We start from the raw sequence: 13,603 nt of genomic DNA on the forward strand, positions 1-13,603 counted from the left end.
CAAGCGCGGAGACGTTGCGCGGTTCCTTCGTTCCTCAATGCCACCCATGCAATGAGGACATGCAACATGACGATCGTGACCAATCTGGGCTTCCCGCGCATCGGCGCGCGACGCGAGCTCAAACAGGCGCTGGAGCGCCACTGGCGTGGCGAAAGCGACGCTGCCGACTTGCAGGCCACTGCACGCACGCTGCGTGCGCGGCACTGGGAACTGCAACGCGATGCCGGGGTGGATGTACCGCCCAGCAACGACTTCAGCCTGTACGACCACGTGCTCGACACCGCGTTTCTGTTCGACGCGATTCCGCAGCGCTATCGCGCGCTCACCGAGCGCGACCCACTGGCCGGTTACTTTGCAATGGCACGCGGCCATCAGGCCGATGGCGTGGACGTGCACGCGCTGGAAATGACCAAGTGGTTCGACACCAACTACCACTACATCGTGCCGGAACTGCATGCCGACCAGACCTTCGCGTTGCGCGGCGACAAGCCGGTGGCCGAGTTCCGCGAAGCGTTGGCGCAAGGCATTCGCACACGGCCGGTACTGCTTGGCCCGGTGAGCCTGCTGTTGCTGTCCAAGACCACCGATGGCAGCGACCGGCTCGCCTTGTTGGAACGCCTGCTGCCGGTCTACGCGCAGTTGTTGGCGCAGTTGCACGACGCCGGTGCGGAATGGGTGCAGATCGATGAGCCGGCGCTGGTGCTGGATCTGGATGCCGCTGCACAAGATGCCTACCTCACCGCGTATGCGGCACTGGCCAATGGCCCACGTCCGAAGTTGTTGCTGACAACGTATTTCGGTGCGTTGGACGACAACCTGCGCCTGGCTGCCGCGTTGCAGGTAGATGGCCTGCATATAGATCTGGTGCGTGGGTTGGAACAACTCGATGCGGTGCTCGGCGCGCTACCAAGCGAGCGTGTGCTGTCGCTTGGTCTGGTCAACGGCCGCAACGTGTGGCGTACGCCGCTGGATAATGCCCTGACCTTGGCCCGCTATGCGCGAGGGCATGTGGGTGCCGACAACCTGTGGCTGGCACCGTCGTGCTCGCTGCTGCATGTGCCAGTGGATCTGGATGTGGAGAAAAGCCTCGATACAGATCTACGTAGCTGGTTGTCGTTCGCCAAGCAGAAACTCGGCGAGCTGCGCACGTTGGCCGATGCGCTCGATGACAAACCGCACGCCAACGCCGCGCTTGAACAAACCCGCGCCGCCGTGGAGGCACGTCGCTCCTCACCTAAAGTGCACCGGCCTGACGTGAGCAAGCGCCTGGCAGCATTGGATGGCGATAGCGCGCGGCGTGCATCGGTCTATCCGCAGCGCCGTGTGGCGCAGCAACAGGCGTTGCAATTGCCGGCGTATCCTACCACCACGATCGGTTCGTTCCCGCAGACGCACGAAGTGCGCGAAGCGCGTGCGCGCTACAAGTCCGGCAAGCTGTCGCAAGAACAATACGATGCGTTTTTGCGCGTACAGACCGAGTCGTGCGTGCGCTTCCAGGAAGCCATCGGGCTGGACGTGCTGGTGCACGGCGAGTTCGAGCGCAACGACATGGTGGAATACTTCGGCGAACAGCTCGAAGGCTTCGCCTTCACCAAGCTGGGTTGGGTACAGAGCTACGGCTCGCGCTGCGTGAAGCCACCGATCATCTACGGCGACGTGGCACGCCCCGCGCCGATGACGGTGTATTGGTCGCAGTACGCGCAATCGCTGACCGAGCGCCCGATGAAGGGCATGCTCACCGGCCCGGTGACGGTGCTGCAGTGGTCGTTCGTACGCGATGACCAGGAGCGCGCGCAAACCTGCCGGCAGATTGCACTGGCCTTGCGCGATGAAGTGCGCGATCTGGAAGCGGCCGGCATCGGTGTGATCCAGATCGACGAACCTGCAATCCGCGAAGGCTTGCCGTTACGGCGTGGCGACTGGGCCGCGTATCTGGAGTGGGCGGTGGAGAGCTTCCGCATTGCCGCTTGCGGCGTGCGCGATGCCACCCAGATCCACACTCATATGTGCTACTCCGAGTTCAACGACATCATCGCGGCGGTGGCGGCGATGGATGCGGATGTGATCTCGATCGAGACCTCGCGCTCGCGCATGGAGTTGCTGGATGCATTCGTGAAGTTCCAATATCCCAACGAGATCGGGCCGGGCGTGTACGACATCCATTCCCCGCGTGTGCCCGATGCAAGCGAGATGGTGCAGCTGCTGGAAAAGGCACGCGCCGTGCTCAAGCCCGAGCAGTTGTGGGTCAATCCGGATTGCGGTTTGAAAACGCGTGGCTGGGATGAAACCCGCGCTGCATTGCAGGCGATGGTGGATGCGGCGCGCACGCTGCGTGCGTCGTTGGCGAAGGCAGCCTGATCGGCGAAGGCATCACCCAAGCATAGGCCAGAGGGCAGCGCATCCGTGCGCTGCCCTTCTTTGTTTGGGAGAGGGAGGCGTGTTCGCGATTTCGATCACATTCTTTTACGTTCGTTGCGCGGGAATTGTGTGCAGCGTGTGAGGTGCTGCAGCGCACAGCAGACTTGGCACACCAGCGAGGTATAACCATCGGCGAATCGCAGCGAGGGGTCGCTGCCTCCGATGTCGTCGCTATGCGCGGCGGCATCGCTTCTGCAACGCTCAAGGGGAGATGTCGCCATGCCGAGGCCGTCGCTGTTGTCGTTCGTGTGCACTCTGTCGCTCGTGTCCGCACCGCTGGCCGCGGCCGAGTTACAGCCCAAACAATTGGCTGGCCCACCGGAGGAGTTCGCGCAGATACGCACACCCGATCCGGCGGAATCTGCCATCCTGTCGAAGAGCGCATTGCTGCCGGTGGAGTTGGCCCCGGCGGGTAGCTCTGCGCGCTGGCAAGGCACGTTGCCGGTGGAAAACGGCCACCTGCGTTTCATGGTGTTGGCTGGCGATCACGCATGGGATGCGGCAGTGACTGCACCGAGCGTTGCCGGGGCACGTACCGCTGCTGCGACACCGCTGCTGTAAGCACAAAGCACGCTGCTTGGAACTGCAGAGAGCGGCATCGGCGGCATGTGCTATGCGCAGGATTCGGCGCAAAACGGTGCGTGGTTGCTAACCCTGCAATCGGCCTCGCCGGTGGCGCAACGCGGCTATGTGTTGATGGAGGGCGATGCGCGCACGCAGCTGGCCTCGTCCGTGCGTCATCGTCGGCAGCAAGTCGGTCGATCGCTCACGCTCAACGCACTGCTCAGCGGTAACGACACGCGCGGCGCCACCCTACTTAGTCGCCCCTGAAAAACCCCAACCACCCAACGACCGCAAGGCCTTGATGTCTGCACCGGCGTGCCAGAACTACCAGTGTTCGCTACGCTGAAGGCTGGTTTCTGGCAGTTTCCGCCCATGCGTACACGCCGTCCTGCTGCCGAGCACATGCCTGCCGATGAGTTGTTTCGTTCGCGGCTGGAGAACCAGATCGATCTGCGTCATCCGCTGGCGCGGCTGAGCCAACGGATGCCGTGGACGGCGTTGGAGCAAGCACTTTCATCGCGCTTGCCGGCCACCCAGGCCGGTGGCGGTCGGCCGGCATTGCCGGTGCGACTGATTGCCGGTTTGCTCTACCTCAAACACGCCTACGACCTGTCCGATGAAACGGTGTGCGAGCGTTGGCTGGAGAATCCGTACTGGCAGTTTTTCACCGGTGAGGTCGTGTTCCAGACGCGTTTGCCGTGCGATGCCAGCTCGCTGACGCGCTGGCGGCAGCGCCTGGGTGAGGCCGGGATGGAAGAGCTGCTGGCGCACACCATCAACGCCGCGCATGCGATGCAGGCGGTGGACGCACGCGAGTTGTCGCGGGTGATCGTGGACACCACGGTGCAGGAAAAGGCGATCGCCTATCCGACCGACAGCCGTTTGCTGGAGGTGGCACGCAAGAAGCTGGTGTTACTGGCCAAGCGGCACAGCATCGGATTGCGGCAGAGCTACGCGCGGCAAGGCCCGGCCCTGAGCCGCAAGGCAGGTCGGTATGCGCATGCGCGCCAGTTCAAGCGGATGCGGCGCGTCCTGCGACGTCAACGCACAGTGCTGGGACGGCTCATGCGCGACATCCAACGCAAACTCGATGCACGTGCTCGGCTGCGCGGCCGGCTACAACCTGCGTTGGCTGCTGCGCTGGATCGCGTTTTTGCGTGCCTGGATGCGGGCGATGGGATGGTCATCCTTGAGCGCCGTGCCGCTGTCACCGACGGCACTTGGCGCTTGAAGGGGATTTTTCAGGGACGACTACTTACCGCACAAGCCGGGCAGATCGATGAAGCCAGCCTGCGTGTGATCGATCCGCAAGGCGGCGTACGCATGCTGCCGATGGCCGATGACGGCAGGCATGACGATAGCGCCGCCGGTGATGGTGTGTACGGCGGCACGTTCCAAGCAACCATAGAAGGCACTTGGATTGCGCAGGTGATCGTGCATGGTCACGACCAGGCCGGGCAGCCGTTCGTGCGCACCAGCGAGCATGTGTTGCCGGTGCTGGATACGTCATTGCGCCTGCTCGATAACGCGCTCAGCGCACGTGCTGCCGATGGCACACGGCTCAGCATTGCCTTGCCGGTCGCCGCGCACGGCAAGGCGCCTTCGCACTACCGCGTGTTCGGCCAGGTGTGGGGCACCGATACCAAGGGCAAGGACATGCCAGTGGCATGGATTGGCGGCATGCTGTCACCGCAGCAGGGGCAGTTGCCGTTGAGCCTGGACGAACGCTGGATTGCGCGTGTCGGCGCGCGTGCGCCGTTTACGCTGCGCGCACTACGCATCGAAGACCCGGACTATTACATCCCGCTAGTGCAGGCCGACACGCTGCCGCTGCAGCTGCCCGCGTTGCGGCGTGCCAGCATCGCGCGCGCTACCGCTGCAATCGATGAGAGCATGCGCATGGGGCCGCGCCCGATCGCGTTAGCGTCTGCGATGGTGCAGCCGCAGGCGGTCGGCTCGCAATTGGTACTGGTGCATGGCTACTGCTCCAGCGGCGTGTGGTCGCAAGCGCAGTTCACCAATGCGTCGTCGTTTATCGATGCCAAGCAGAACCGCAGCAGCGACCAGTTCGCGCAGCAGCTGGCGCAGTTCGCCAGCCAGTGGTCCTCATTCGCGACAGTGGCGCACAGCCAGGGCGGCATGGCCGCGCTGCATCTGTATACCTATACTGGAGCGGGCTGGATAACGCTAGCGGTGGGCGGGTGATGCAGTCGGTGGGCACGCCGTATCAGGGCACCAATCTGTCGGGCATCCTGGCTGCGGTGGGTTCGTGGTTTGGGGTGGGCTGCGGCAGCAATACCGACCTGACCTACGACGGCGCCAAGGCCTGGTTGGCCGCCATTCCCGCCGACGCGCGCGCCAAGGTCAACTACTACACGACCTCGTTCGCCAAGACCAACTGGTACACCAACGACCACTGCAACGCGGCCTCGGACCTGGTCTTGAACGACCCGGAAGACGGCACCGTGGAGCAGAGCGACGCGCAGCTACCGGGCGGCGTGAATCGCGGTCACACGACCGGGCAATGCCACACCACCGGCATGCGCGACTCGGCGCAGTATCTGGATGCCAGTCGCAATGCGGTGATGAACGTCAACGCAGCGAAGTGATGCAGTTCTAGAGTCGTGCGAGACGATGGCCGGCGCATGCGTTGGCCATCGTGTCTGGGAAGGCGCTAGCGTTGTGCGACCGGTGCCTGGGCTTGGGGTGATGTCACAGTTGATTGCGCATCGACGCCACCGCCAAGCACCTTGTCCAAGGTCAGCCGATTGCTCGCCTCGGTCAGCCGCAAGCTGATCAAGGGCTGTTGCGCGCTGTAGAGCGTGCGCTGCGCGTCCAGCGCCACTAGATAACTGTCTACGCCATTGCGGTAGCGCGCATCCGAGAGCTTGAAGCCGCGTTGCGCATACATGCGTTCGTCCAATTGCGTGCGTTCGGCAAGCGCATCGGTCACGTCGCTGAAAACTGCTGATGCCCACTTGCACGGCGGCGCTGCGAGTGATTTGCGACGCCCCGGTCAAACCGGTAGCCGCCGCAGCGCGCTGCGCAGTGTGCGAGACGGTGGCATCCACCGCTGGGAACAGGTCCGCACGCTGAATGCGGTATTGCGCAGGCGCTTGTTCGATATTGAGTACCGCCACGCGCAGGTCGCGGTTGTTGTCCAGCGCCAGTGCCACCACTTGCTGCAGGCGTGCATCGATCAACACTTGCCGCTAGTCCAAGGCGCACTGCTGTCCGCGCTGCCGGTGTCGCCAACGACGCTGGGCACGGGTGCGTCCGGCGCGCATAACGCGGCGCCATGCTGACGCAGCCACTCAATGCGATGGCGCAGGCCATCGCCAGACCAACAGATGGGTTGCGCATCATGGGGTCACCTCCGAGGTACGGATCGCAGTTGAGTGATCGGCTGTTTTACCCGGAAACAGGCTGCGTACCATTACGTAGAACAACGGCACGAAAAAGATGCCCCGCACCGTGAAGGCCAAGGTGCCAACAAACACTCCGGTGCCCAGCGAATGGCGTCCACCGGAGCCGGTTGATACGCCCAGGGTTCCGTAGACACTCAAGACCCTCGTTGCGCGTAGCGCCGTTCAAACTCTACAGGGGACAGGTCGCCAGTTGAACCGTGGCGGCGGTTGGGGTTGTAGAACATCTCGATGTAGTCGAATACCTCGGCGCGAGCGGCGTCCTTGGTGGAATAGGTCCGCCGCCTGATCCGCTCGCGTTTGAGCAGGCCGAAGAAGCTCTCCACGGGTGCGTTGTCGTGGCAGTTGCCACGCCGACTCATGCTGCACACCACGCCATGGGACGCCAGGAAACTGCGCCAGTCATCGCTGGTGTAGACAGACCCTTGGTCCGAATGAACCAGGCAACCAGCGTTGGGTTTGCGCCGCCACACCGCAGACAACAAGGCCTGCACGACCAACTCGGTGTCGGCCCGATCGCGCATCGCCCAGCCGACGACCTGCCGGGAAAACAGATCGATCACAACAGCCAGGTACATCCAGCCTTCATGCGTGCGGATGAAGGTGAAATCGCTTGCCCAGGCCGTGTCCGGCTCAGTCACGTCGAACTGTCGGTCAAGCAGGTTGGCCGCCGCCTTGCACTGCATTCCTCCATGGAAGCGCGGTTTGCGACCATAGCCCACCTGGGCACGCAGTCCCTCGGTGCGCATCAGCCGATGCACCCGATGGCGACTGCAACGCTCACCCAGATCGCGCAGATCCCTGGTGATCTTGCGATGCCCATAGACACTGCCGCTGGCCAGCCAGTGGTGCTTGATCAGTCCAAGCAAGCGCTCATCTTCCTTGGCGCGCTCACTGTTGGGCGAGCACAACCAGGCGTAATAGCCCGACCGGTTGACCCGCAATACCCGGCACATCGCACACACCCTGAATTCCCCACAGTGGGCTTGCATGAAGGCGTACTTTGCCCTTACCCCTTGGCAAAGTACGCGGCGGCCTTTTTTAGGATGTCGCGCTCCTCGGTCACTCGACGCAACTCTGCCTTCAGCCGCCGAACCTCGGCGCTCTGGTCCACCTCGGCGCGCTGCACCACGCCAGGCTTGCCGAACTTGCGCAGCCAGGCGTAGAGGCTGTGCGTGGTGACACCTAGTCGCTCCGCGACTTCTGCCACCTTGAAACCACGATTGGTCACTTGCCGGACCGCCTCGATCTTGAATTCATCCGTATACCGCTTGCTGCTCATGGACACCTCCGAATTGACCATTTTCCATGGCCTTGAGATGTCTAGGAAACCCTGGGCGTATCACAATGGGTAATCGGTGGATGTGCAGATCGACTGCAGTAGTGACAGTTCCGAGCGGTCGACAACGGTACTCAGCAAGGCTTCGCGTGAGCCAGCATCGATAACATGCTCAAGATCGATCCCGATACCACGCCAGGTGCCAAGTGGCGCTACCGCAGCCGCAGCAAGATGGGGAGTGTGCGAAATGCTGCCAATCGCCGTAGCCGGCCAGAGTGGTTCGCGCGAGCCGCCGATGGCGATCTGGAGTGAGCTGTCGGCAGGAATCAGCGACTGCTGGCGCAAGGCCTCTCGCGCAGCTAGCCGGCCAAAGAAAAATTCCGCCTGACGCTTGCGAACGCTGCGGGCAATCGTGTCAGGGCAGACAATATCGCAGAGGCTAAACGCATCGAGTGAGAAGCGCTCGAACTCGAATGCGATCACCTGCACGATCAGCGTACTGGCATCCGGGCAGGGCAGGGAGTATTGCCAACGCATGCGGATGGCAGCCATTGCATAGGTCGTCGTGTCGAAGGACGCTAGCGCGCTCCTGGCCAAAAAAGAAGCGCAGGCTTGCTCGTCAAGGCCTTCATCGTCCCGCGTATCGGACATCATGGAGATCTTCAATTCCTCGGACCTTTCTGTCTGAGCTAAGGAAGGTCTGAACAACGCACCAGACCTCTAAAATTCGAGCCTGCTGCGTGCCAATAGCGCACAGAGTTGATGCGTGCGATACGATTTCTACGGTTTCTTGCGGCGTTGGCTGGCGCCAGACAGCATTATCCCCTGGCCGGCAGCAACTGCCGGCGCACCATCCACAGATTGGATAGTGCGAACAGGGTCAGCACATGCGCGGTGTTCTTGGCCAAGCCGCGATAGCGGACCTTGGTGTAGCCAAACTGGCGTTTGGTCACGCGGAATGGATGCTCCACCTTCGCACGCACACTTGCTTTGAAGTATTCCCAACGTTCTTCCTGGCGGCGCTCGCGTTTGTTGCCAATGGCTTGAATCGTCGAACGCTTGGCGGCAATGAAAAAACCAGCCTTGCAGGTCTGCAGTTCTTCGCGTTTGTCCGCACCGGTGTAGCCGCTGTCGCCGAACACACTGTCTTCTTTGCCGTGCAGCAATGCGTGGGTCACCGTGACATCGGCCACATTGGCAGCCGTACAACGGACGTGGCGCACCAGCCCGGAAAACTCATCCACGCCGATGGGTGCCTTCATCCCGAAATACCACTGATTGCCTTTCTTGGTCTGATGCATTTCAGGGTCGCGCGCGCGGTCGGTGTTCTTGGTCGAACTGGGCGCAGCGATCAGGGTTGCATCGACGATCGTGCCGGACCGCAGGCTCTGACCCTTGCGCACCAGATCCGCGTTGACGGCCTCCAGCATCCGCGCTGCAAGGCCATGGGTTTCCAGCAAGCGGCGAAAGTTGAAAATCGTGGTCTCGTCGGGAACATTGTCCAAACCGCCGAGCCGGGCAAAACGGCGCAAGGTCGGGATCTCGTGCAACGCTTCTTCCATCGCCGGATCGCTCAACGCATACCACTGCTGCAGCAAATGAATCCGCAACATCGTCGCCAGTGCGTACGGCTGTCGACCAGGCCGCCCCGACACCGGATAGTGCGGCGCGATCAGTCCGAGCAAATGCCTCCACGGAACCACCTGCTCCATCTCGGCCAGGAAGATCTCGCGGCGAGTCTGCTTGCGCTTGCCCAAACCTTCAGCGTCACCGAACGTCAGTTGCATGGATGACTCCTCAACGTAGGTGTGTAGTGTCGCGCATTTGAAGTGCGTTGTTCAGAGGTTCCCTAAGAGATGCACAATTTCTCGGTCATAAGCGACCCGAAGCAAGAGGCTGGCAACCGCTCATACCAGGGTTGCTTCCGAAACTCGTTATGATGCCTAAGCACGGAATCAATGCGAGGCATCAGATCTGAAATGATCTTCCATACTTCCATCCGCGCCGCTTAATTCCTCCACCCTGTTGTTCTTGTTTTGTTCGTCCTCTTTTGGGCCGCTTGCTCTCGTCGTCGTTCCATGTGGCGAACCTGCTTGAACGCACGGTCAAATTGCCCTGGCGTGTAAGCGGGCAATGGAAGCGGAGGGCCAAACCGTTCAATGGCCGCAAAGCGAGCGGGGACAGAAGGTGGATCGACGTAATGCTTCAAGCCCGGCGGAGGCGTCAACTCATGCCCGGTGATTTGCTGGGAGATCGGAAGCGAGATGCTATGCTCATTGACTAGCGCATTGGACAAGGTGTGTCGGAAGCAATGAAAGCTTTTGAGCCGTTGGGTTAACCCTCGCTTGATCGCATATGCCCGGAACTGATCCCCCAGCGCGTCGCCGTAGCCATTTTCGGCGTTGTAGGGCAAATGCGGGAACAGTCGTTCAAAGCCTGCGCGCTTGACCTCATCCACATAGACCAAGAACCCAGCCTCGATCAGCGATGTGGGCAGGGGCACAAAGCGGGAAGAATGGGGGTTCTTCAAGCGTTGATCGGGCTTGGCGGCTCTGAAATGCACGCCCCAGAAATCGCCGACCTTGCCGATGTCGTCAACATAGAGCTGAGCGGCCTCATTGACCCGAGCACCGGTCGCAAATCCCAACAGCGTGCCAAACCATCGGTGCGGATACTTCTTCGCCCAGGACGTGAATGCATTCAGTTCGAGCAGCGCTTCAAGCTCGGCTTGGCTAAACGGATCACGACTCGGCTCATCGGTGAGCGACTTGGCACGATTGAGGATGGCTTTGTGAGGCGCCTTGCTAATCAGGTCTTCGTTCGCCAAGGCGTTGAAGAAGGATGCAATACGATCCCGATGCTTTTCCTTGGTGCGCATGCTCAGCAGCTCATGACCACCTTGCCGCGCCTTGTTCAGGATTTCAACAGGCGTAAGGCCACCAAAGACCGCTTTTTTGGTGGCATTGCTCGGGTAGTGTTCGAGCGCATCCAGGAACTTTCGGACATCATCGGTCTTGTAGTCCTCGACCGGCTTGTCGCCCACCAGGGCCAGAAACAGACTCAGGCTGTGTTCGGTATCGAGCACGTTTTTCGCGCTTCGCCCCACACGCCGCATCTCATTAATGTGGATGGTGGCGCGCTCTGACAGCAACGGTCCGGCGTTTTTCATAGAAGCCAGTTGCTGAAGAGGAAGGTGTTTCAGTGCGTCCAACAGCCGGGCGTGATCTTCGGCGCCGCTGGCAGAGAGCTCCACGCCACCGACTTTGATGGTGTAGGGTCGGGCTTCGTTGCGTTGCAACGAGGCCAGCGCCTGGCTCAGCAAATCGTCTTTCATGCTCGCATCCTGCCGCATCCGATCGAATGCTTCGGAGAGTGCCACAGCCGTTCGTGCTACGGCCAGACGGTCAGCATCACCAAGGGCCAAGCGAACGGGACGGACAAGGTAGCGTGAGCCGATGAGGGCTTGCAGGTCAGTCGGGACGAAGAAGCGCACATAGAGCCCAGCAGGGCGGCGCAGAAAATAAGGCTTCGGCACGGGGTTTGATACCTCGCTTGATACCTAACGCAGGCTCAAACTGAACATCAAACCCCGGGCCGAACCTTCGCTAAATCAAGCACTTACTGCTCTTTTCCGCGATCAGATGGTGGAGGTGGGCAGCATTCGTCCATCTGGTGACGAATGAACCGTGCATCGTTGCAGCGCGGCATCAGTTGTTGGACAAGCAGCAGTAAAGCGACGGTCGTCGGTTCGATCTGCCGGATGACCCGCACGCCCGGGATACTTCGAAAGCCTGTGCCGGGGTGCCTTGTCGCTGATGCAAGCGGCGAGGCTGAGGATGACGGCGGGGCGACGTCGTTGCCCGAACGCTGCAACAACTGCGCGCGCTGCCTCGCAATCCGGGTAGCCAGCGGCTTGATGCGACCACGCGGTGATCGACCGGCCTGCGCTGGTGGCCTCCACGTCTTAACACGCGCCGGTAGCGAAGCCGTCTGACTGAAAGCGACGGTTGCAGGCGATGCCGATTATCGGCAGGCTTGCGCCGATGTCAGAGTCTCTTTTTTCTTCCTCCGATTTTGCCTTCACTCACGCACCGCTCGACCGTGGCGATTTGCTGCGTGACGATCCCGATGCGTTGGCACGTCTTTTGCAGCGCGGCCGCGTGCTGTTGCTCGACGCCAAGGGCACGGCGCTAGCCGATGCGGATGGCCAACCCTTGCTGATGGACGGCGCCGCGCTCGGAGCCGGGTCGGACTCGGCGATCTTTCTCGGTCTGCGCAACGACGTCGGTTGGTTCTGTCTGCCGGCCGATATTGTCGGTGTGCAGGCACCGCAGCGCATCGATCTGCGTCAGGTCGCGGCCGACTGCCCGGCCGACATCGCCACGGCGTTTGCCTACGCACGTGCGATGCTGCACTGGCAGTCGCGCACGCGCTTTTGTGGTGTCTGCGGCGGGGCGATCGCGTTCCGGCGGGCCGGCTTTATCGCACAGTGCACGCAGTGCCAGAGCGAGCATTACCCGCGCGTGGATCCGGCAATCATCGTGGCGGTCAGCGACGGCGAGCGCCTGCTGCTTGGCCGTCAGGCAAGGTGGGCGCCGGGCCGCTATTCGGTGATTGCCGGCTTTGTCGAGCCCGGTGAGTCGCTGGAGCAGGCCGTTGCACGCGAGGTCTTCGAAGAAACCCGCGTGCATGTGCAGGACTGTCGCTATCAGGGCGCGCAGCCGTGGCCGTTCCCGGGCGCGCTGATGCTCGGCTTCACCGCGCGCGCCGCAGCGGCCGAGATGCCGCAGGTCACCGGTGAGTTGGAAGACGCGCGCTGGGTCAGCCATGCCGAGGTGACCGCCGCATTGGCCGGCGAAGGCGACATCGATTTGCCGCCGCGCATTTCCATTGCATGCGCGTTGATCGAGCACTGGCACCGTTCACATGGCTGAGCTTGGCAGACCGGCGCGGTGCGGCGGGTGTGCTTGCGTCCGCTCGGCTAGACTCGGCTGAGGAGGCCCACCCATGTTCACGACCCTGGTTGCCGTCGTCGTCGCACTTTCGCTAGGCCATCTGGCGCCGGCGCAGGTGGCCAGACTGCGCAATTTCGCATTGCTCGGCCAATGGCTGCGTTGGCTGGACAGTTCTGCGGCCGGGCGTGGGGCGTGGCAAGGCCGTTATGGCGTGCTGCTGGCGTTGTTGCCGGCCTTGTTAGTGGCTCCGCTGCAGTGGCTGCTGGACGATCTTTTGCATGGCTTTGTAGCCTTGCTGTTCGGTGTGGCGGTGCTGGCCTGGACCTGGGGTCCGCGCGATCTGGATCGCGATGTGGAAGCGGCGATCGATGCCGACGAGCCTGGCGCGCGTCGCGATGCGATTGCGCAGTTGCAGGTGGCCGGCGGCAGCATGCACGAAGATGCACCCTCGCTGGTGGAAGCGGTGGTAGTCAACGGCCTTCGGCGCTGGTTCGCGGTGCTGTGGTGGTTTGTGCTGCTGGGGCCGTTCGGTGCTGTGCTGTACAGGCTCACGGCGTTGGCGGTGGAGAGTCCGCTGTCGATCTTGCTGCCGCCGCGCAATCTTGCCGGTGCGCGCCGGCTGCTGGCCGCGCTGGAATGGCCGGTGGCGCAGTTGATGACGGTGTCGATGGCACTGGCGGGCAATTTCGATACGGTGTTCCGCGCCTGGCGCGAGGCGCACGGCAACCGCTGGTCGTTGGAGCCGCATTTTCTCGGTGCGGTGGCGCGTGCCAGCGTCAGCGCCGAGCTGCGCGAGCAAGCGCATGACTACACTGATTCGGGCCTGGTGCCGGTCTGGCGCCGTCTACCGGAAGTGCGCGATGCGATGAGTCTGGTCTGGCGCGTGCTGCTGCTGTGGATGGTGGTGCTGGCGCTGTTGGTGATTGCGGGGTGGGTGCGGTAGCGCTGGGTGCCGCTGCGCC

Annotated in this window: 8 protein-coding genes and 4 pseudogenes; 6 read left to right on the forward strand and 6 right to left on the reverse strand. The window is 62.3% G+C overall.

The features are described from left to right. The first annotated feature begins 66 nt into the window (after nucleotides 1-66). From metE to PD885_RS21895, 4 genes and pseudogenes are all read left to right on the forward strand, one after another. Nucleotides 67-2,358, forward strand: a complete 2,292-nt coding sequence (gene metE, locus PD885_RS03130; protein ID WP_002802697.1) for a 5-methyltetrahydropteroyltriglutamate--homocysteine S-methyltransferase — start codon at nucleotides 67-69, stop codon at nucleotides 2,356-2,358. Between the two features lie 279 nt (nucleotides 2,359-2,637). Continuing rightward, a pseudogene (locus tag PD885_RS20395) lies at nucleotides 2,638-3,240 on the forward strand (choice-of-anchor X domain-containing protein); the annotation flags it as partial. A gap of 114 nt (nucleotides 3,241-3,354) precedes the next feature. After that, nucleotides 3,355-4,080, forward strand: a pseudogene (locus PD885_RS03145) (IS5 family transposase); the annotation flags it as partial. Nucleotides 4,081-4,233: 153 nt separating this feature from the next. Then, nucleotides 4,234-5,591: pseudogene (locus PD885_RS21895) on the forward strand (choice-of-anchor X domain-containing protein); the annotation flags it as partial. A gap of 65 nt (nucleotides 5,592-5,656) precedes the next feature. On the opposite strand, the pseudogene PD885_RS03155 reads toward PD885_RS21895, so the two are convergent. The 6 genes and pseudogenes from PD885_RS03155 to PD885_RS03180 form a co-directional block, all read right to left on the reverse strand. After that, nucleotides 5,657-6,345: pseudogene (locus PD885_RS03155) on the reverse strand (TolC family protein). Next, nucleotides 6,345-6,548: a hypothetical protein gene (locus tag PD885_RS03160; protein WP_082244181.1), complete on the reverse strand. Its 204-nt coding sequence runs from the start codon at nucleotides 6,546-6,548 to the stop codon at nucleotides 6,345-6,347. The pseudogene PD885_RS03155 and the gene PD885_RS03160 overlap by 1 nt, the downstream one beginning before the upstream one ends. After that, a protein-coding gene (locus PD885_RS03165; RefSeq protein WP_088057097.1) for an IS3 family transposase occupies nucleotides 6,545-7,689 on the reverse strand; the annotation gives its coding sequence in 2 pieces (ribosomal slippage) (nucleotides 6,545-7,452 and nucleotides 7,452-7,689; 1,146 coding nt in all). Before PD885_RS03165 ends, PD885_RS03160 begins: the two co-directional genes overlap by 4 nt. 60 nt (nucleotides 7,690-7,749) lie before the next feature. Continuing rightward, the gene (locus tag PD885_RS03170) at nucleotides 7,750-8,394 is read right to left on the reverse strand and encodes a 4'-phosphopantetheinyl transferase family protein (protein WP_145954089.1); all 645 of its coding nucleotides are present in this window, start codon (nucleotides 8,392-8,394) and stop codon (nucleotides 7,750-7,752) included. A 110-nt stretch (nucleotides 8,395-8,504) separates the two neighbouring features. Further along, nucleotides 8,505-9,473, reverse strand: coding sequence for an IS5 family transposase (locus PD885_RS03175; protein WP_088056647.1), 969 nt, complete (start codon nucleotides 9,471-9,473; stop codon nucleotides 8,505-8,507). Nucleotides 9,474-9,694: 221 nt separating this feature from the next. After that, on the reverse strand, nucleotides 9,695-11,221 hold the full coding sequence (locus PD885_RS03180) for a site-specific integrase (RefSeq protein WP_040762466.1): 1,527 nt from the start codon (nucleotides 11,219-11,221) through the stop codon (nucleotides 9,695-9,697). Between the two features lie 508 nt (nucleotides 11,222-11,729). On the opposite strand from PD885_RS03180, the gene nudC reads away from it, so the two are divergent. Together nudC and ampE are read left to right on the forward strand one after the other, a co-directional pair. Further along, nucleotides 11,730-12,620 carry an NAD(+) diphosphatase gene (gene nudC, locus PD885_RS03185; RefSeq protein ID WP_002805001.1) on the forward strand — a complete coding sequence of 297 codons (891 nt, stop codon included), beginning with the start codon at nucleotides 11,730-11,732 and terminating at the stop codon, nucleotides 12,618-12,620. A gap of 73 nt (nucleotides 12,621-12,693) precedes the next feature. Further along, nucleotides 12,694-13,584, forward strand: coding sequence for a regulatory signaling modulator protein AmpE (gene ampE, locus PD885_RS03190; protein ID WP_002805000.1), 891 nt, complete (start codon nucleotides 12,694-12,696; stop codon nucleotides 13,582-13,584). The last annotated feature ends 19 nt before the right edge of the window (nucleotides 13,585-13,603 follow it).

This window comes from Xanthomonas fragariae, from assembly GCF_900183975.1.
Taxonomy (GTDB): Bacteria; Pseudomonadota; Gammaproteobacteria; order Xanthomonadales; family Xanthomonadaceae; genus Xanthomonas; species Xanthomonas fragariae.

What these genes read in the sequence shown, in the direction of transcription:
- ampE (WP_002805000.1), top strand. Translation starts at nt 12,694, where the DNA reads ATGTTCACGACCCTGGTTGCCGTCGTCGTCGCACTTTCGCTAGGCCAT.
- nudC (WP_002805001.1), top strand. Translation starts at nt 11,730, where the DNA reads ATGTCAGAGTCTCTTTTTTCTTCCTCCGATTTTGCCTTCACTCACGCA.
- metE (WP_002802697.1), top strand. Translation starts at nt 67, where the DNA reads ATGACGATCGTGACCAATCTGGGCTTCCCGCGCATCGGCGCGCGACGC.
- PD885_RS03175 (WP_088056647.1), bottom strand. Translation starts at nt 9,473, where the DNA reads ATGCAACTGACGTTCGGTGACGCTGAAGGTTTGGGCAAGCGCAAGCAG.